The organism is Actinomadura sp. 6N118 (assembly GCF_044326415.1).
GTDB lineage: Bacteria > Actinomycetota > Actinomycetes > Streptosporangiales > Streptosporangiaceae > Spirillospora.
In genome coordinates this window covers 151,559-169,909 of record NZ_JBIRAZ010000017.1, presented here as the reverse complement: position 1 = coordinate 169,909, position 18,351 = coordinate 151,559, and the positions used below count along the sequence as shown (strand labels likewise).

Below are 18,351 nucleotides of genomic sequence, written 5' to 3'. Positions count from 1 at the left end.
TCCACCAGGAGGTCACAGATGGAGCCCGCTGCCCGGCCGACCCCGGCCTTCGCACCGCTCGAGGCGGGCGATCCGCCGCTCATCGGTGGCTACCGGGTGCTCGCCCGGATCGGGTCGGGCCGAGTGGGCCAGGTCTACCTGGCCACGACGCAGAGCGGACGGTGGCTCGCGATCAAGGTTGCGCATCCGGAGTTCGCGGGCGACGTGGAGTTCCGGCGGCGCCTCCAGGAGGAGATCAGGGCGGCGCAGCGAGTGGCACACCGCTACGTCGCCACGGTCGTCGACGCGCATCCGGACGGGCCGGAGCGCCCGTGGGTGGCCACCAAGCACGTGCCGGGCCCTTCACTGGCGCACGCCGTCGCCGAGCACGGCCCCCTGCCGACCGACACCGTCCGGGCCTTGATCGCCGGGCTGGCCAAGGGGCTCCGGAAATTCCATGACGCGGGCCTCGTCCATAGTGACCTCAAACCCTCCAACGTCCTGCTCGCGGCGCGCGGTCCCGCCATCGTCGACTTCGGAACGGCCCGTGCCGCCGCGGCGGTCCAGGCGACCGGCTCGCCGTTGTTCATGGCCCCCGAGCAGGTGGAGGATCATGATGTGACCCCGGCCGCCGACGTCTTCGCGCTCGGTGGCCTCGCGTTCTACGCCGCCACCGGACGCACCGCCTTCGAGCCGGCCGCAGACAAGACCATTGCCTACGACGAGCCCGACTTGGCGGGTTGCCCGAGCGTCCTGCGCGACCTGGTCCAGCGCTGCCTGGCGCCGAGCCCCGGCGACCGGCCGACCGTCGAAGCCGTTCTCGCCGAGCTGGAACAGGACCCGCCCGGCGAGGGCTGGCTCCCGGCCGCGGTGGCCGCCCAGCTGCCGCTGTACGAGGCGGACCCTCCGAAGCCGACCCCGCGACCGCTCCCGCCACCGCATTCGGCCGACTCATCGGAACCCCTCGTGACTGAGAAGGCGGCCCCCGGCGCCGTCCAAGTGCTGCCCCCTCCCCTGGCACGGCCGCAGATCCTGCCGCCGATCGAGGCTCCGGTCACACGCCCGGAAGGGGAGTGGCCCATGCAGGGCGCCGCACCGGCGTACGGGACGCCGCCATTTCAAGCGCCGTATCAGACGCTGCCGGTCACGCCCAGGCAGGATTCCACCGGACTGATGATCGCGATGACCGTGCTGGTCGTGGTCGGAGCTGTCTGCTCGTTCGTGCTGCTCGCAATCCTGCTCTGAGCACGGCCCGCTTGCATACGGCGTCAGGACGCGGGGGCGTCAATGGGACGGCCTATCAGCCGTGACAGGACGATCGCGGTCTTGGTCGCGGTGATGTTGTCCTCGCGGCGGAGGCGTTCCAGGCACTGTTCGAGATGCTGGATGTCGCGTACCCGGACGTGCACGAGGGCGCTGGCGTCACCGCTGATGGTGTAGGCGGCGACGACCTCCGGATGCTTGCGGATGCTGGAGTAGATCTCGTCCGGCGACGTCGCCCCCGTACAGAAGATCTCGATGAACGCCTCGGTCGTCCAGCCGAGCGCGGCCGGTTCGACGACCGCGGCGAAACCCGTGATGACGCCGTCCGCACGGAGCCGGTCGACCCGTCTTTTCACCGCCGGAGCCGACAGTCCGACGCGGTCACCGATCTGCGCGTAGGACGCGCGGCCGTCTTCGAGGAGCTGCGCAACGATTCGATGGTCAAGCTCGTCAATACGCAATGAATATCTCCCCCCAAGTTCTCTTTCGTCATTGGTCGTCGGTTAATCCCGAACATACGCTGGCCCCGGGACCGATGACCACCACCCCCGTCGGCCCGACCCCCGTCGGCACCGGGACACCCACCCGGTGTCACTAGCGACCCCGGCCGAGCCCCGGCCGGGCCGACCGGTGCAAAGGAGCGTCGTGAGCAAAGCCGACGAACTGCGGGCGATGTCTGAGGAGCACAGCGCGCACAATTACCACCCGCTCCCCATTGTGATCGCAGAGGCCGACGGGGCCTGGGTCACCGACGTGGACGGCAACCGATACCTGGACATGCTCGCCGCCTACTCCGCGGTCAACTTCGGCCACCGCAACCCTCGGCTGACCGAGGCCGCCAAACGCCAGCTCGATCAGGTCACGCTGGTGAGCCGGGCGTTCGACCACGACCAGTTCGGGCCGTTCGTCACCGAGCTGGCCGAGCTGTGCGGCAAGGACATGGTCCTCCCGATGAACAGCGGCGCCGAGGCCGTGGAGACCGCACTCAAGACGGCCCGCAAATGGGGTTACGAGGTCAAGGGCGTCCCCGCCGGCGAGGCCAACATCATCACGTTCGAGGGCAACTTCCACGGCCGGACGACCACGATCGTCAGCTTCTCGACCGACGCCGACGCCAAGGACTCCTACGGCCCGTACACGCCGGGGTTCCGGACCGTGCCCTACGGCGACGTCGAGGCGCTCAAGGCCGCGATGGACAGCTCGACCGTGGGTGTGCTCATCGAGCCGATCCAGGGCGAGGCCGGTGTGAACGTGCCGCCGAGCGGGTTCCTGCGCGCGGTGCGCGAGCTGTGCACGGCGAACGGCTCGCTGATGCTCGCCGACGAGATCCAGTCGGGGCTCGGCCGGACGGGCACCACGTTCGCGTGCGACCACGAGGGCGTCGTGCCGGACGTCTACATCCTCGGCAAGGCGCTGGGCGGCGGCATCATGCCGGTGTCCGCCGTCGTCGCCGACTCCGGCATCCTCGGTGTCTTCAAGCCCGGCCAGCACGGCTCCACGTTCGGTGGCAACCCGCTGGCGTGCGCGATCGCCCGTGAGGTCGTGGCGATCCTCAAGTCGGGCGAGTTCCAGGAGCGGTCGCGGGAGCTCGGCGCGCACATGCACGAGCGGCTCGGCCGGCTGCCGAACGACCTCGTGCGCGAGGTGCGCGGCCGTGGCCTGTGGGCCGGTGTCGAGCTGCACGGTAAAGCTCGTCCTGTGAGCGAGCGCCTCATGGAGCTCGGCGTACTGGCCAAGGAGACGCACGACACCACGATCCGCCTCGCCCCGCCGCTGGTGATCAGCCGCGCTGACCTGGACTGGGCACTGGACCAGCTGGAGATCGCTCTGAAGGCCTGACACTCTCCACGGCACACTCTCCACAGCACAGGCTCCCCTTCCACAGGGGACTGAACGAGGGCTTCCCACAACGGCGTGGGAAGCCCTCGTCGTCGTTTCGCCGCCGGGAAGGTGACAGCCTCGTCCATCTGGATTAGTCTGGATGGACTAATCCATATCGGACTAAGGCTGACATGTCATGGCACGACCCATCACACCCCTCGCGCTGATCGTGCTCAGGATGTTGCACGAGCAGCCCATGCATCCGTACGAGCTGCAGCAGCAGATCCGCATCCGCGCGTATGACGTGGCGGTGAAGCTGACCCATGGTTCGCTCTACAACACGGTCGAACGGCTGGCCGCCGCCGGGCTCATCGAGCCCATGGAGACCAGCCGTGAGGGCCGCCGGCCGGAGCGCACCGTCTACAAGATCACCGAGGCGGGGCGGGACGCGGCGTCCGCCCGGCTGACCGATCTGCTCGGCCGGTACGTTCCGGAGTTCCCGCTCTTCGGCGCGGGCCTGGCCATCATCACCCTGCTCCCGAGCGCCGAGGCGCTCATGCACCTGCGCTCCCGCTCGGTGCAGCTCGAGGCCATGGTGGCAGCCGAGCAGACGGCCTATGACGCCCTGCGCAAGCGCGGGCTGGAACGGTGCAGGCTGCTGGACGGCGAGCTGAAGATCGCCCAGCTGCGCACCGAACTGGAGTACGTCCAGGGCCTCGTCACGGACATCGCCGCAGGTCGGGTGGACTGGGAACCGGTCGTCATCAACAGCCGCATCGACAGCGTCGACACCGACAGCGACACCGGCGGCGATGCCGACAACGGTGCCGAACGCGAGACCAGCAGCGATGCAGACCGCGACGCCGACAAGGAGCACGCATGAGCAAGTGGCGCGGCAACCCGTGGGCGATCCTGCTCACGCTGTCCCTCGGGTTCTTCATGACCCTGCTCGATCTCACGATCGTGAACATCGCGATCCCCAACATGATCGACAAGCTGCCCGCGACGCTGGACCAGGTGTTGTGGGTGAACAACGCCTACATCCTCGTGCTGGCCGTACTGCTGATCACGGCGGGCCGGCTCGGCGACCTGTGGGGCAAGAAGAACCTGTTCATCGCGGGTGTGACGCTCTTCACGCTGGCGAGCCTGGCCTGCGGTATCTCCCAGGACCCGGCCCAGCTCATCGGCGCCCGCGCGATCCAGGGCCTGGGCGCGGCGATGCTGATGCCGCAGACCATGTCGATCATCATCGACACGTTCCCGGCCGAACGGCGCGGCACCGCGCTCGGCGTCTGGGGCGCGGTCGCCGGGGTGTCCACCATCGCCGGTCCGACCCTGGGCGGCCTGCTGGTCAGCACGCTGGACTGGCGGTGGATCTTCTTCGTGAACCTGCCCATCGGCATCCTGGTGCTGGCGATGGCGGTGCTGATCCTGCCCGCCAACGCGCGCACCGTCCGGCATCGTTTCGACATCGTCGGCGTGGTGCTCGCGTCGGCCGCGCTGTTCTGCCTGACGTTCGCGCTCACCGAAGGCCAGAAGTACGACTGGAACGGCTGGATCTGGGGTCTCTTCGGCGCCTCCGCCGCGCTCTTCGCGGTCTTCCTGCTGCACCAGCGCGGCAAGCAGGACAATGAGCCTCTGGTCCCGTTCGCGCTGTTCAAGGACCGCAATTTCTCGATCCTCAACTTCGTCGGCGCGACCGTCTCGGTCGGCATGGTCGGCATGTTCCTGCCGATGACGATCTACCTGCAGTCGGTGGAGGGCTTCAGCGCCCTGGAGGCGGGGCTGGTGATGGCGCCCTCGTCGGTGGTGTCGATGTTCCTGGCCCCGGTGGCCGGCCGGCTCTCCGACAAGATCGGCGGCAGGTTCATCCTGATGGGCGGGCTGACGTTGTACGCGATCGGCACGTTCTGGATCCTGTCCATCGCCGACGTCGACACGCCGTGGACCTCGTTCATGTTGCCGTTCATCCTCTGCGGCATCGGCGTCGGCGGGGTGTTCGCGCCGATGGCCACGGAGGCGACGCGGAACGTTCCACCGCGCCTGGCGGGGGCCGCGGCCGGGGTCAACAACACCGTCCGCCAGGTCGGCTCGGTGCTGGGCAGCGCGGCGGTCGGCGCCGTCCTGCAGAACCAGCTCGCGAGCGCGCTCAAGGACCAGGCCGCCGAACGTTCGGCGGCGCTGCCCCCCGACGCCCGGGCGCCGTTCGTGGACGGCTTCGCGCAGGCGGCAAAGGGCGGGCTCGAAGTCGGCGCGGGCCAGCACGGCGCGCCCCAACAGCTCCCGCCGGGCACGCCGCCCGATCTCGCGCAGCAGCTCCAGCAACTGGGCGAGGCGGTCTTCAAGCACGGTTTCGTGGACGCGATGAAGCCGACCATGCTGCTGCCGGTCGTGGTCGTCCTGCTCGGCGCGGCCGCGTGCTTCGGCGTCAAGCGCTACCGGGCACCGTCGGCGAGCTCGAGCGATCAGGCGAGCGAGCGGTACGTCCCGTCATAAAAGATCAGCGGTTTGCCGCTCGGGTCGGGGATGTCGAGATTGAGCACCTCGCCGACCACGATGCTGTGGTCACCGCCGTCGTGGACCGCGTGCGTGCGGCACTCCAGTGCCGCCACCGCGGCCGTGAAGACCGGCGCGCCGGTGATGGGCCCGCGGGTGTGCGGCCAGTCGTCCAGCTGGCCGTCCAGGACACGCCCGCGGGTCGCGAACCAGTTGGACGCGTCCCGCATCTCCTCGGCGAGCACCGAGACCGCCCAGAGCCCGCTGTCCAGCACGAACTCGTGGAACCGCGAGATCTTCTCGGCACAGAACAGCACGAGCAGCGGGTCCAGCGAGACCGAGGTGAACGCGTTCACGGTCATCGCGTGGTCGGCGCCGTCCGCCACGGTGGTCACGACCGCCACTCCGGTGGCGAAGCGGCCGACCACCTGCCGGTAGAGCGCCGGATCGACGTGGGGCTCGGGTCTCACGGTGCGCCCCGGCCCTACCCGCGGGTACGGCCGGGACCCCCGAGCAGCCAGTCGCCGGGCTGCCGCGGGGACGGCACCATCGAGATGGCGATCACCGCGGCCACCAGCCCGCCGATGAGGAAGACGTAGCCCGCCAGGCTGCCGGGAATGACCAGATCGCCCTCGGACCGCTGCTGCGACGCCATGAACACGACCGCGGTCCAGGTCAGCGTGGGGATGACCGCCCCCATCCGGCCGCCCATGGCCCAGCCCGCCAGCCGGATGAAGCCGAAGTTGAGGATCACGAGGAGGACCGCGGCGACCGGGACCGAGCCGATCGTCCAGTCCTGGAGGAACGAGCCGACCACGCCGAGCAGGGCTCCCAGCAGCCCGAGCGCCCCGTACGCGGCGCCGCCGATGAACGCCTCGGCTCGCGGCCCCAGAGCCGGGCCCGCTGTGGCCTCCGGATCGGCCGGGCCGGCCGGAGCCGGTTCGTAGCCCTCGATCGATCCCACGGGGAACTGCTCCGGGGGTGACGGGTCACCCGGCGTCGTGCCGGGCGGTGCGTCGCCGGGTGACGCGTCGCCGCGCGCGGCGTCCTTGGCCAGCGACAGCTGGGCGTCCTCGTCCTTGTCCACGGTCGTCAGGGTATCCGGGTGTGCAGCCGCTCAGCCCTGCCGCGTGGCGGGTCCGGCGAACAGATCGGTCTCCCGGCCGCCGGGAGCCGCCGGGCCGCGCTCCCCCGCCAGCAGGATGAAGAACTCGGTGCCGAAGGCCTGCTGGCCCAGGCCGTTGGACAGGGCGAAGAACGGCCCCACCTCGTCCGGCGCCACCACCACCTGGGTGCGGTGGGCGCGGAGGGCGGCCAGCTTCGCGGGCAGGTGGGGGCGGGCGTCGACCATCGTGGTGATCCGGTCGTCGGGAACGCCCGAGCCCAGTTCGTCCAGCCCGGCCACACGGTCGAACGGGAGCTTGGCCTCGCGCATCACCGCAATGGCCCGTGCCAAAACCGTGCGGGGCGTGGCGTACGCGTAGAACTTCGCCACCTGCCACGGCTCGCCGCCCACTTGGGCGGGATCCGCAGAGGCGGCGTCCACGGTAGCCGCGTCAGCGGAAGACGGGTCGGCGTAGGACGGGTCGGCGTAGGACGGGTCAGCGGCCAGTTCGAACGCCCGCCAGGCCACCCGATGGGCCTGGATGTGGTCGGGATGCCCGTAGTTGCCGCGCTCGTCGTACGTGACGATCACCTGCGGGCGCACCTCCCGGATGATCTTCACGAGCTCGCCCGCCGCCTCGTCGACGTCGGCGCGCCAGAAGCAGCGCGGGTCGTCGTTGGTGGCGCCGCCCATCATCCCCGAGTCGCGCCAGCGCCCCGCGCCGCCGAGGAACCGGTGGTCGGCCACGCCCAGGGCCGCGCACGCGTCCGCCAGCTCGCCGATCCGGTATTCGCCGAGGCGGTCCTCCTTGTCGGAGGCCAGGTGGCGCAACTCCTCGGGAATGATCTCACCCTCCTCACCCAGCGTGCAGGTGACGAGGGTGACATGGGCGCCCTCGGCCGCATATTTGGCCATGGACGCACCGGTCCCGATGGACTCGTCGTCCGGGTGCGCATGGACGAACAGGATCCGCGGCTGGTTCATAGCTAACGAGCGTACTAACGCCGCAGCCCCAAGCGGATGTCCGCCCTCCCGACCACCGTCCTCAGCCCCCACCTACCGCCGTCAGCCGGAACCGCCGCCCGCGTTGTTGCCGGTGCCCGTGCCGGTGCCGCCACCCCCACCGGGGTCGCCGCCACCGCCGCCGTTACCGTCGCCGTCACCACCACCATCGCCGTCACCACCACCGCCGCCGCCGGTGGCGGGCGGGCTGGAAGGCGTGGATGGCGGCGAAGGGGTCGGCTCGTCCGAGGTCGGCGGCGTGCTCGGCGGCTCCGAGGTCGGCGGCCGCTCGGTCGTCGGCTCGGTGGTCGGCTCCTGCGTCGGAGTGTCCCTGGTCGGCGGCGCCTCGGTCGTCTCGTCCTCGGTCGGCGAGACGGACTCGGACTCGCTGGTCCCGGGTGTCGCAGGGATTTCCGGCTTCTTGTCGCCGGTGGACGCCATCACCACACCGACGATGACCGCGATGAGGAGGATGGCCCCGACCCCGGCGACGATCGGCCAGGCGTTGCGTTTGCGCTCCGGTTGGTAGTAGCCCTGCCTGGCCGGCGGGATCGGCGGGGCCGCCCCCGGAAGCGTGGCGCCGCCCGCCGCCCCCATGCGCTGCGTACGCTGGTCGTAGGCCATCGTCTGATCCGCCGCCGACACCCCGGCGGCCCCGCCCGCGGCTCCCGCCGCGCCCGCGGCCATCATCCGCGTGGCCTGCGCCGCGTCGTCCATCCGGGTCTCCTGCGGCCCGGTGCCGATCAGCGTCATCATGATCTGCTGCGCGGTCGGCCGCCGCTCCGGCTCCTTGACCAGGCAGGCCGAGATCAGCCCGCGCAGGTCTTCGGGCACTCGGTCGACCGAGGGCGCCTCGTGCAGCACCCGGTTGATCACGGCCATCACGGTGTCGTCCCCGAACGGCGGCGTCCCGCTCGCGGCGTAGACCATGGTCGCAGCCCAGGCGAAGACGTCCACGGCCTCGGTCAGCGTGGCCCCGGCGACCTGCTCGGGCGCCATGTACGAGGGCGTGCCGATGGCCTTGGTCGCCGCGGTCTGGCCCGCGTCCAGCGCCCGGGCGATCCCGAAGTCGATCACCCGTGGCCCGTCTGGCGCCATCAGGACGTTGTGCGGTTTGAAGTCGCGGTGCACGATCCCGGCCTGGTGGATGGCCACCAGCGCGGTCGCGGTGCCGATCGCGAGCCGCTCCAGCGCCGCGCCGGCGATCGGCCCCTGCTCCTTGACCTGCTTGTACAGGCTGGGCCCGGGCACGTACTCGCTGACGATGTACGGCTGGTCCCCGACCATATCGGCTTCGATCATCTGCGCCGTGCAGAACCGGGCGACCTGCTTGGCCGCCTGCGCCTCCCGCACGAACCGGTGCCGCGCCGACTCGTCCTCGGTCAGATCGGCTCGCAGCAGCTTGATCGCAAAATCGTTCCCGGAGGCGTCCCTGCCGAGGTAGACGACGCCCTGGCCACCCTCTCCGAGGCGTTCGAGCAGTTCGTACGAACCCAGCCGCCGTGGATCACCCGGCTGTAGTTCCGGCATGGACCTTCTCCTCTGACGGTGACGTTGCGTAAAGCGGGAAGCCTTGAGCCTACGCGACCTTAAAACGCAATCATGGGTTGTTCCCCATCCACGGAGAACAACCCATGATCTTTAAACCGGTCCCTCAGGCCCCGTACTTCCAGATCACTCCGGTATCCCAATTCTCTCTGTTGCGCACCGCGCCGGTGGCCCACAACGAGCGTGTCCCGGGAATCCGCAGGAGGGAGCTGACCTGACCTTCCCCGGCCCCCGTTCCCGTTCCCGGCGCCTTGATCCGCGCGGTCACCTTGCCGCCCACATAGTGGAGGAGAACGGCATCCCAGGACTGCGCCCAGAAGCCGCTGCCGCCGTCGCTCTCGATGTGCCGCAGGCTGTCCTTGGCGTTGACCGGGGCCGGGGCCGGACGAATGATCGTCCGGCTGGGGTGATCGAGAACATTACCGGCGGATGCTGGTGAGGTGGACCGATTTTCGTGGCCGGACGCGCCGCGGTGGAATGACCACGAGGGGGCTGCTGGCACACTTCTGTGTCATGACCATCAGCTATCCGCGGCAGAGTGCTCGCACCCGCCGGTTCACCCTCGGGGTACCGCGGGCCTTCCAGGTCGCGGCGGACGAGTCGTACGCGGTGTTCCTGCGGACGAAGGCCGGGGACGACCCGGTCACCTGCCTGTGGACGCTCGACACCGCGACGGGCGCCGAACGGCTGATCGCCGATCCGACGGCGCTGGACGTGCCGGGCGAGGAGAACCTGCCGGCGGCGGAGCGCGCCCGCCGCGAACGGGCGCGGGAGCAGGCCGGCGGCATCGTCGGGTACGCGGTGGACCGCGAGGTGCGGCAGGCCACGTTCACGCTCGGCGGGCAATTGTTCGTCGCCGACCTGCGGGCCGGGACGGTGCGCGGCCTTGAGGCGCAGACTCCGGTGTTCGACGCGAGGCTCGATCCGAGCGGGCGCTGGGTGGCCTACGTCTCGGGTCGCACGCTGCGGGTCATCGAACTGGCCAGCGGCGAGGACGTGGCGCTGGTCACGCCTGAGAGCGACCAGGTGTCGTACGGGCTGGCCGAGTTCGTGGCCGCCGAGGAGATGGACCGGATGCGCGGCTACTGGTGGGCGCCGGACGGCGGCTCGCTGCTGGCAGCGCGGGTGGACGAGACCCCGGTGAACCGCTGGTCCATCGCCGACCCAGCCAACCCCGACCGGCCCGCGACCGAGATCGCGTACCCGGCGGCGGGCACGCCCAACGCGATCGTGTCGCTCGTCCTGCTCAAGGTGGACGGCCGGCGGGTCGGCGTGGCGTGGGACCGCGGCGAGTTCCCCTACGTCGTGACCGCGTCGTGGGACAGGCAAGGGCTCCTGATCGTCGTGCAGTCGCGCGACCAGCGGGTCCAGCGGGTCCTCAAGGTCGATCCGTCGAACGGCGAGACCGTTCTGCTGCACGCCGGGCACGACCCCATCTGGACCGACATCGTGCCCGGGCTGCCCGCCCGCACGGGCAACGGCGACCTGGTGTGGGTGTCCGAGGACCGGGAGACCGAGACTCGGCGGATCACCGTCGCGGGCAAGCCGGTCACGCCTGGCGGGCTGCAGGTACGGTCGATCCTCGGTGTAGAGGGCGACTCGATCCTGTTCACGGGGTCGGAGGAGCCGACCGAGGTGCACGTCTATGAGTCCGGCCCGGACGGCGTCACCCGGCTCACCGAGGGCCAGGGCGTCTTCAGCGGAACACGTTCCGGCGGGACCACCGTGCTGAGCGGCTCCCTCCTGGACCGGCACGGCGTCACCGTAGAGGTCCGCACGGCAGACCGAACACACAAGATCGAGTCCCGCGCCGAGACCCCGGTCATCAACCCGAGCGTGGAGTTGTTGCGCGCCGGAGAACGTGAGATCCGCACCGCGGTGGTGCTGCCGACCGGCTGGGAGCCCGGCCACGGGCGCCTGCCCGTGCTGATGGACCCGTACGGCGGCCCGCACGCCCAGCGCGTGCTGGCTGTGCGGCGTGCCTACTGCGAGGCGCAATGGCTAGCTGACCAGGGCTTCGCCGTGGTGATCGCGGACGGCCGCGGCACCCCCGGCCGCGGGCCCTCCTGGGACCGCGCGGTCCACGGCGACTTCGTCGGCCCCGTCCTGGAGGACCAGGTGGCCGCGCTGGAGGAGGCCGCCCGCCGCCACCCCGCGGCCCTCGACCTCGGCCGCGTGGGCATCCGCGGCTGGTCGTTCGGCGGCTGGCTCGCGGCCCTGGCGGTGCTTCGCCGCCCCGACGTGTTCCACGCGGGCATCGCCGGCGCCCCCGTCACCGACTGGACGCTGTACGACACGCACTACACCGAGCGCTACCTCGGCCAGCCCGACGAGGAGCCGGACAACTACAAGTCCAACTCCCTCATCGAGGACGCCGGGAAGCTCGAACGCCCACTGCTGATCATCCACGGCCTCGCGGACGACAATGTGGTCGCGGCCCACACCCTGCGCCTCTCATCGGCCCTCCTGGCCGCCGGCCGCCCCCACAACGTCCTCCCGCTCTCAGGCGTAACCCACATGACGCCGCAGGAAATAGTCGCCGAAAACCTCCTCCACCTGCAGGTTGACTTCCTCAAACGCAACCTGTCCTAAGCCGGGCAGGCGCCTGATTTTCCGGCGGAACGGATCATTACCCGCAAGGACCACATCGCGGACACATAGCCGTAAGACGCCCTCCGGGGATGCACAATCGTGATCTGAGACGCTATGGTCGGTGCAGTACGGAGCGACGTTTTCCGCTCCATGAGCCGGGAACCCCGGCGGCTAAGCAGCAGCCGCCTCCCCGGCGCGGTCCGTTCCGCCGGACTTGGCCCCGTGGGGGTCTCCGCAGCGGTCAGACCGTTGTGGGCGCCGAGCTTGCCTTGTCAACGATCGCCACCGCCATCCCAGCGAAGTCCGGAAACCGGTACCTCTGTGAGCACCATCAGCCATCACCCGCATCCCGTCGCCCAGGGCACCGAAGACAGGATCGACCTGCTCCTCATCGGCCACGACTCGGCCGACGTGTTCCTGGTCGAGAAGATGCTCGCCGAGACCGGCCTGACCGTGCAGATCACCGTCGCCGAGGATCTCACGGTCGCGCGCCGGAAGCTGACCCGCCGCACGCAGTGCATCATCGTCGACCTCTCCGCGCCCGGCATCAACCGCATCGAGGGCCTCCGCCACGTGCTCGCGCTGTCCGAACGGGCCGCGGTCGTGGTGCTGACCGGCATCGACGACGCCCATCTCGGTGTCCAGGCGGTCGCGGCGGGCGCCGAGGACTACCTGGTCAAGCAGGAGGTGGACGGGCCGCTGCTGGCCCGCGCCATCCGCTACTCCGTCGAGCGCAAGCGCGCTGAGGAGACCGAGCGGCGGCTCGTCGAGGCCCGCATCATGGGCCGCGAGAACGCCCGCCTGGAGCGCGGCCTGCTGCCCGTCCCGCTGATCGACGACCCGACGCTGCGGCATGCCACCCGCTACCGGCCGGGCCGCCGCCGGGCGCTGCTGGGTGGTGACTTCTACGACACGGTGCAGACCGAGGGCGGCGCGGTGCACCTGATGATCGGCGACGTCTGCGGCCACGGGCCGGACGAGGCGGCGCTCGGCGTCCAGCTACGGATGGCCTGGCGCACGCTGGTGCTCGCAGGGCACTCCGGCGAGCAGCTCCTGGGCACCCTCGACACCGTCCTCGGCCACGAACGGCGCAGCGAAGAGATCTTCACGACGCTCTGCATGGTCACGATCGCGCCGTCCCGCCGTACCGCCCGCATGCATCTGGCGGGCCACCCCGCACCGCTGCTGTTCAGGGCGGACGGCAAGGGCGGGCCCGAGGTCGGCGCGCTCCCGGAGTACGCGCACGGCCCGGCCCTCGGCCTGGTCCCCGGCGCCGAATGGCCCACGACCGAGATCGACCTGGGCGAGTCCTGGAGCCTGATGCTCTACACCGACGGCCTGATCGAGGGCCGCGTCGGCGACGGCGCCCACCGCCTCGGCACCGAGGGCCTGGTCGATCTGGCCGCGCAGGCCCGCGCCCGCGGCGCCACCGGCCGCAGCCTGATCGACGAGCTCGTCACCCGCGTCGAGGAGCTCAACGGCGACGCCCTCACCGACGACCTCGCCGTCCTGCTTGTCTCCAGGGAGAGATCGGCCTGAGGCCGGTTCGGAGTTCCTGCAGGTCGTGTGAGGTCTCTCACCTTTAGGGACGCCGGAGAACGAGAAAAGCCCGGCGCGGCACGGTTCATAGCCTGGGGCTATCGAAACGAGTGCGGTGATGACTTGGATCCGTTCCGCACGCCGGTCTTACCGTGCGAACTGTGGCTATAGCGATACCTGCGATCTACCGGTCGACCGTCGGGAAGAAGGCGGTCATGGCCGTCACCGGCGGCATCCTCGTGCTGTACCTGATCGCGCACATGGTCGGGAACCTGAAGATCTTCGTGGGCGCGGAGGACTTCAACCACTACTCCCACTGGCTCCGTACCCTCGGCGAGCCGGCGGTCCCCTATCGGACCGTCCTGACGGCCATCGAGGTCGTCCTGGCCGTCTCGATCGTCCTGCACATATGGTCGGCGATCTCGCTGGCCAAGCGCGCCGGGCAGGCCCGCCCCGTCAAGTACAAGTCGAAGAAGAAGTCGCACGCGCAGGGCTACGCGGTCCACACCATGCGGTACGGCGGCATCATCATCGCGCTCTACGTGATCTGGCACCTGCTCGACATGACGTTCCTCGTCGTGAACCCCAAGGGCAGGGACGCCACCCCGTACGAACGCGTGGTCGCCGACTTCCAGCCGTCCCACTGGTACATCACGCTCTTCTACATCGTGGCCGTCCTGCTGGTCGGGCTCCACCTCCGGCACGGGGTGTGGAGCGCGATGCAGACCCTCGGCCTGCGCTCCCCCCGCAACGACCGCGTGCTGCGCGCCCTCGCCGCCACGATCGGCGCCGTGGTGGCCCTCGGCTTCATCTCGGTGCCCGTCTCCGTCACCTTCGGATGGGTGGGCTGACCATGACCAACGACAGCTTTGAGAACAACGGCGACAACTTCTACATGAGCGGCGAGCCGATCGCCGACGCCAAGGCCCCGGCCGGCCCGGTCGAGGATCGCTGGACCACGCGCAAGTTCCAGGCCAAGCTCGTCAACCCGGCCAACAAGCGCAAGAAGAAGATCATCATCATCGGGACCGGGCTGGCGGGCGGCTCGGCCGGCGCCACCCTCGGTGAGGCCGGCTACCACGTCATCCAGTTCTGCTTCCAGGACAGCCCGCGGCGGGCCCACTCGATCGCGGCGCAGGGCGGCATCAACGCGGCCAAGAACTACCGCAACGACGGCGACAGCGTGCACCGCCTCTTCTACGACACGGTCAAGGGCGGCGACTTCCGCGCCCGCGAGTCGAACGTGCACCGTCTCGCCGAGATCTCCACGCAGATCATCGACCAGTGCGTGGCGCAGGGCGTGCCGTTCGCCCGCGAGTACGGCGGCCTGCTCGACAACCGCTCGTTCGGCGGAACGCAGGTGTCGCGCACGTTCTACGCCCGCGGCCAGACGGGCCAGCAGCTCCTGCTCGGCGCCTACCAGGCCCTCATGCGCCAGGTCGACGCCGGCAACGTCGAGCTGCACGCGCGGCACGAGATGCTCGACCTGATCATCGAGGACGGCCGGGCGCGCGGCGTCGTCGTCCGCGACCTGATCAGCGGCGAGGTCAAGAGCTACACCGCCGACGCGGTGGTGCTGGCGTCCGGCGGCTACGGGAACGTCTACTTCCTGTCGACGAACGCCATGGGCTCCAACGTCACCGCCTCCTGGCGGGCGCACAAGCACGGCGCGTACTTCGGCAACCCGTGCTACACCCAGATCCACCCGACCTGCATCCCGGTCAGCGGTGACCACCAGTCGAAGCTGACCCTGATGTCGGAGTCGCTCCGCAACGACGGCCGCGTGTGGGTGCCCAAGCAGCGCGGCGACACCCGCAAGCCCGCCGACATCCCCGAAGACGAGCGCGACTACTACCTGGAACGCATCTACCCCTCGTTCGGCAACCTGGTCCCGCGTGACATCGCCTCCCGCGCCGCCAAGAACGTCTGTGACGAGGGCCGCGGCGTCGGCCCCGGCGGCCTGGGCGTCTACCTGGACTTCGCCGACGCCATCGAGCGGCTCGGGCTGAAGGCGGTCGAGGCCAAGTACGGCAACCTCTTCGAGATGTACGAGCGGATCACGGGCGAGAACCCGTACGAGATGCCGATGCGCATCTACCCCGCCGTGCACTACACGATGGGCGGCCTGTGGGTGGACTACGACCTGGAGTCCACCATCCCGGGGCTCTTCGTGATCGGTGAGGCCAACTTCTCCGACCACGGCGCCAACCGCCTCGGCGCGTCCGCGCTGATGCAGGGCCTGGCCGACGGCTACTTCGTCCTCCCGACCACCGTCGGCAACTACATCGCCGAGCACAACCTCGGCGAGGTCGGCGAGCAGCCGGCGGCCGAGGCGGAGCAGCGGGTCAAGGACCAGATCGACCGGCTGCTCTCGGTCGACGGCGACCGCACCGTGGACTCCTTCCACCGCGAGCTCGGCCACCTCATGTGGGAGTACTGCGGCATGGAGCGCACCGAAGAGGGCCTCCGCAAGGCCCTGGACCTCATCCCGGCCCTCCGCAAGGAGTTCTGGGAGCGGGTCAAGGTCACCGGCAAGGGCGAGGAGCTCAACCAGCAACTGGAGAAGGCCGGCCGCGTCGCCGACTTCCTGGAGCTGGGCGAGCTCATGGTGATCGACGCGCTGCACCGCGCCGAGTCCTGCGGCGGCCACTTCCGCGCCGAGAGCCAGGACGAGGACGGCGAGGCCAAGCGCGACGACGCCAACTTCGCCTACGTCGCCGCCTGGGAATGGGCCGGGGAGGACGAGCAGCCCGTCCTCCACAAGGAGGCCCTCGAGTTCGAATACGTCAAGCCGAGCCAGAGGTCGTACAAGTAAATGAAGCTCAAGCTGCGCGTCTGGCGCCAGGACGGGCCCAAGGGCAAGGGCAAGATGGTCGAGTACAAGCTCGACGACATCTCCCCCGACGCGTCCTTCCTGGAGATGCTGGACGTCCTGAACGAGGAGCTCATCGCCAAGGGCGAGGAGCCGGTCGCGTTCGATCATGACTGCCGCGAGGGCATCTGCGGCATGTGCTCGCTGGTCATCAACGGCACCCCGCACGGGCCGGAGAAGATGACCACGACCTGCCAGCTGCACATGCGCAAGTTCAAGGACGGCGAAACCATCGACGTCGAGCCGTGGCGGGCCAAGGCGTTCCCGGTCGTCAAGGACCTGGTCGTGGACCGTTCGGCGTTCGACGACATCATCGCCGCCGGCGGCTACATCACCGCCCCGACCGGAACCGCTCCGGAGGCCCACGCCACACCGGTGCCCAAGCCGGACGCCGACAAGGCCTTCGAGGCCGCCGAGTGCATCGGCTGCGGCGCCTGCGTGGCGGCCTGCCCGAACGGCTCCGCGTCGCTCTTCCTCGGCGCGAAGGTGAGCCACCTCGGCCTGATGCCGCAGGGCCAGCCGGAGCGCTGGGACCGCGTCGTCAACATGCTGGAGGCCCACGACGACGCGGGCTTCGGTGGCTGCACCAACACCGGCGAGTGCACCGCGGCCTGTCCGAAGGGCATCTCGCTGGACTTCATCAGCCGCCTCAACAGCGACTACCTGAAGGCCACCGCGGGCGGCAAGAAGAAGTAACCGTCGCGATATGCGGAAGGCGCCCTGGACCGTAGCGGCCAGGGCGCCTTCTCGTGTCCGGTGGCTGTTACTCCAGTTCGTGGCCGTCGTGGGCGTGGCGGAAGGCGGTGGCGGCGGCGTCCTCGACTGTGCCTGGGAACTGCTCGAACGTGTCGGGGTCGAGGCCGTACACCTTGCCGGTGGAAAGGTCGTTCAGCATGTTGGTCAGGCCGGCGGTGACGGCGCGGGTGAAGCGCTCCGACATCTGGTGGCCCATCGTCTGCGTCTGGCCGCGCACCTCGAACAGGACGGTGCCGGTGCCGATCATCGCGAGCGAGCAGCGGGCCTGGCCGGGCAGGTCGCGCGTCGGCGCGTGCGGGTAGCGGGCGCCGATGTAGCCGCGCTTCTCGATGCCGCGGAACGCGCTGATGGCGAGTTGCTTGGAGAGCTTCTTCGCGTACGTCTTCGCGTACGGCGCGTACTTGCCGCCGGGCTCGAAGAACTTGTCAGGCAGCGGCGGGTAGTCGACCGCCACGTCGAGGAGCCGGTTTTGGGCGTCCTCCCGTACGCAGGCGCCTTGGTGGTGGAGGTCCACGTAGACATCGACCTTGCCCTTGCGCGCGCGCAGCTTGGTGTAGATGTCGCGCAGCGTCTGGGATTCGGGGTTGAGGAACCAGCCAGGCAGCGCCGACTCACCTGGCACGTCCGCAGCCTTGGGGACGTACTTGAGGTTCGGGTTGAAGTCGCGGTTGAGGTCGAACCCTGGGCGCTTGGTGTAGTCGTCGCCCTGGAGCGAGGTGTTGAGGTAGTTCCACGCGGGCGGGCGTCCGGCCAGTTGCGGGAAGTCCTTCTGGACCTCGGCCCAGGCGTTGTCGTTGCCGCGCCGGTCGAGCTCGGCGCCGTCCGGGTTGATCTTCGGTACGGCGACGAACGTGACGGTGCGGCGCAGGCGCTTGGCCTCGGGGGAGCTGGACGTGCCGAGCCACTTCAGGATGCGCAGCAGCGAGGTGGTCCCGGTCTTCTCGTTCCCGTGGATCTCGCTGGTGACCAGGAAGACCTTCTTGCCGGTGCCGACCGTGGCGGTGTAGATCGTACGGCCGCGGTTGGACGTGCCGGCGGCCTTGACGTCCACGCGCCCGCGGCTGATCCGTTCGATGTGGGCGAGTTCGCGGCGCATCTCCCTGTAGTCGATGAACTTCCAGGTGGGGAGATCGCGGGGGTCTTCGTTGCACTCTGGCGCCGCCCCAGCGCCCGTGGCCGGCGCAGAGGATGCGGCGGGCGTGGCCGAGGCGGGCGGTGCGATGAGCGCCGAGAGCGCGACGGGAGCGATCAGGAGCGGAGTCAGGCGGCGGAGGGGCGGATGCATGACGTCTCCGAGGGGATAGAGATCGTTTTGCGTACACGCCGGACACTAGGTGCGCAGGCCGGAGCGGGGGCCCGCAAGAAGCGCCGAGAGCCG

Annotated in this window: 16 protein-coding genes; 9 read left to right on the top strand and 7 right to left on the bottom strand. The window is 69.8% G+C overall.

Annotated features, from left to right (window positions below; translation table 11 throughout):
- The first annotated feature begins 18 nt into the window (after positions 1–18).
- Positions 19–1,224 (top strand): serine/threonine-protein kinase, encoded by a 1,206-nt coding sequence (locus tag ACH34W_RS37045; RefSeq protein ID WP_395965833.1) that lies wholly within the window; start codon positions 19–21, stop codon positions 1,222–1,224.
- 23 nt (positions 1,225–1,247) lie between these two features.
- Here ACH34W_RS37045 and ACH34W_RS37040 read toward each other — a convergent pair whose 3' ends face one another.
- Positions 1,248–1,703 (bottom strand): Lrp/AsnC family transcriptional regulator, encoded by a 456-nt coding sequence (locus tag ACH34W_RS37040; RefSeq protein ID WP_395965832.1) that lies wholly within the window; start codon positions 1,701–1,703, stop codon positions 1,248–1,250.
- A 211-nt stretch (positions 1,704–1,914) separates the two neighbouring features.
- Between ACH34W_RS37040 and rocD the strand changes: the two genes are divergently transcribed.
- The 3 genes from rocD (at position 1,915) to ACH34W_RS37025 (ending at position 5,559) form a co-directional block, all read left to right on the top strand.
- Positions 1,915–3,081 (top strand): ornithine--oxo-acid transaminase, encoded by a 1,167-nt coding sequence (gene rocD / locus ACH34W_RS37035; RefSeq protein ID WP_395965898.1) that lies wholly within the window; start codon positions 1,915–1,917, stop codon positions 3,079–3,081.
- Between the two features lie 178 nt (positions 3,082–3,259).
- Positions 3,260–3,946, top strand: coding sequence for a PadR family transcriptional regulator (locus tag ACH34W_RS37030; protein WP_395965831.1), 687 nt, complete (start codon positions 3,260–3,262; stop codon positions 3,944–3,946).
- On the top strand, positions 3,943–5,559 hold the full coding sequence (locus ACH34W_RS37025) for a DHA2 family efflux MFS transporter permease subunit (RefSeq protein WP_395965830.1): 1,617 nt from the start codon (positions 3,943–3,945) through the stop codon (positions 5,557–5,559). The genes ACH34W_RS37030 and ACH34W_RS37025 overlap by 4 nt, the downstream gene beginning before the upstream one ends.
- On the opposite strand, the gene ACH34W_RS37020 is transcribed toward ACH34W_RS37025, so the two are convergent.
- The 5 genes from ACH34W_RS37020 to ACH34W_RS37000 form a co-directional block, all read right to left on the bottom strand.
- The gene (locus ACH34W_RS37020; RefSeq protein ID WP_395965829.1) at positions 5,529–6,029 is read right to left on the bottom strand and encodes a flavin reductase family protein; all 501 of its coding nucleotides are present in this window, start codon (positions 6,027–6,029) and stop codon (positions 5,529–5,531) included. The two genes, ACH34W_RS37025 and ACH34W_RS37020, sit on opposite strands and share 31 nt — an antisense overlap.
- Before the next feature lie 14 nt (positions 6,030–6,043).
- Positions 6,044–6,646 (bottom strand): DUF6113 family protein, encoded by a 603-nt coding sequence (locus ACH34W_RS37015; protein ID WP_395965828.1) that lies wholly within the window; start codon positions 6,644–6,646, stop codon positions 6,044–6,046.
- Positions 6,647–6,676: 30 nt separating this feature from the next.
- Entirely contained in the window at positions 6,677–7,648 is a 972-nt protein-coding gene (gene mshB / locus ACH34W_RS37010) for an N-acetyl-1-D-myo-inositol-2-amino-2-deoxy-alpha-D-glucopyranoside deacetylase (protein ID WP_395965827.1), read from the bottom strand.
- An 81-nt stretch (positions 7,649–7,729) separates the two neighbouring features.
- Complete coding sequence (locus ACH34W_RS37005) at positions 7,730–9,196, bottom strand: serine/threonine-protein kinase (RefSeq protein ID WP_395965826.1); 1,467 nt, start codon at positions 9,194–9,196, stop codon at positions 7,730–7,732.
- A gap of 124 nt (positions 9,197–9,320) precedes the next feature.
- Complete coding sequence (locus ACH34W_RS37000) at positions 9,321–9,716, bottom strand: hypothetical protein (RefSeq protein WP_395965825.1); 396 nt, start codon at positions 9,714–9,716, stop codon at positions 9,321–9,323.
- Between the two features lie 11 nt (positions 9,717–9,727).
- Here ACH34W_RS37000 and ACH34W_RS36995 point away from each other — a divergent pair, with 11 nt between their 5' ends.
- The 5 genes from ACH34W_RS36995 (at position 9,728) to ACH34W_RS36975 (ending at position 16,913) form a co-directional block, all read left to right on the top strand.
- Positions 9,728–11,806 (top strand): prolyl oligopeptidase family serine peptidase, encoded by a 2,079-nt coding sequence (locus ACH34W_RS36995; RefSeq protein WP_395965824.1) that lies wholly within the window; start codon positions 9,728–9,730, stop codon positions 11,804–11,806.
- A gap of 321 nt (positions 11,807–12,127) precedes the next feature.
- Positions 12,128–13,345 (top strand): PP2C family protein-serine/threonine phosphatase, encoded by a 1,218-nt coding sequence (locus ACH34W_RS36990; RefSeq protein ID WP_395965823.1) that lies wholly within the window; start codon positions 12,128–12,130, stop codon positions 13,343–13,345.
- Positions 13,346–13,506: 161 nt separating this feature from the next.
- A complete protein-coding gene (locus tag ACH34W_RS36985) occupies positions 13,507–14,196 on the top strand; it encodes a succinate dehydrogenase cytochrome b subunit (RefSeq protein WP_395965822.1) in 690 nt (229 codons plus the stop codon).
- Between the two features lie 2 nt (positions 14,197–14,198).
- Entirely contained in the window at positions 14,199–16,160 is a 1,962-nt protein-coding gene (locus ACH34W_RS36980; RefSeq protein WP_395965821.1) for a fumarate reductase/succinate dehydrogenase flavoprotein subunit, read from the top strand.
- Positions 16,161–16,913: a succinate dehydrogenase/fumarate reductase iron-sulfur subunit gene (locus ACH34W_RS36975; RefSeq protein WP_395965820.1), complete on the top strand. Its 753-nt coding sequence runs from the start codon at positions 16,161–16,163 to the stop codon at positions 16,911–16,913.
- A 67-nt stretch (positions 16,914–16,980) separates the two neighbouring features.
- Here ACH34W_RS36975 and ACH34W_RS36970 read toward each other — a convergent pair whose 3' ends face one another.
- Positions 16,981–18,258 carry a M14 family zinc carboxypeptidase gene (locus tag ACH34W_RS36970; RefSeq protein ID WP_395965819.1) on the bottom strand — a complete coding sequence of 426 codons (1,278 nt, stop codon included), beginning with the start codon at positions 18,256–18,258 and terminating at the stop codon, positions 16,981–16,983.
- Positions 18,259–18,351 lie beyond the last annotated feature (93 nt).

Bases quoted from the DNA above. Each gene is read 5' to 3' on its own strand.
- ACH34W_RS37025 (WP_395965830.1), top strand. From the start codon at position 3,943: ATGAGCAAGTGGCGCGGCAACCCGTGGGCGATCCTGCTCACGCTGTCC.
- ACH34W_RS36995 (WP_395965824.1), top strand. From the start codon at position 9,728: ATGACCATCAGCTATCCGCGGCAGAGTGCTCGCACCCGCCGGTTCACC.
- mshB (WP_395965827.1), bottom strand. From the start codon at position 7,648: ATGAACCAGCCGCGGATCCTGTTCGTCCATGCGCACCCGGACGACGAG.
- ACH34W_RS36975 (WP_395965820.1), top strand. From the start codon at position 16,161: ATGAAGCTCAAGCTGCGCGTCTGGCGCCAGGACGGGCCCAAGGGCAAG.
- ACH34W_RS36970 (WP_395965819.1), bottom strand. From the start codon at position 18,258: ATGCATCCGCCCCTCCGCCGCCTGACTCCGCTCCTGATCGCTCCCGTC.
- ACH34W_RS37045 (WP_395965833.1), top strand. From the start codon at position 19: ATGGAGCCCGCTGCCCGGCCGACCCCGGCCTTCGCACCGCTCGAGGCG.
- rocD (WP_395965898.1), top strand. From the start codon at position 1,915: ATGTCTGAGGAGCACAGCGCGCACAATTACCACCCGCTCCCCATTGTG.
- ACH34W_RS36980 (WP_395965821.1), top strand. From the start codon at position 14,199: ATGACCAACGACAGCTTTGAGAACAACGGCGACAACTTCTACATGAGC.
- ACH34W_RS37005 (WP_395965826.1), bottom strand. From the start codon at position 9,196: ATGCCGGAACTACAGCCGGGTGATCCACGGCGGCTGGGTTCGTACGAA.
- ACH34W_RS37030 (WP_395965831.1), top strand. From the start codon at position 3,260: ATGGCACGACCCATCACACCCCTCGCGCTGATCGTGCTCAGGATGTTG.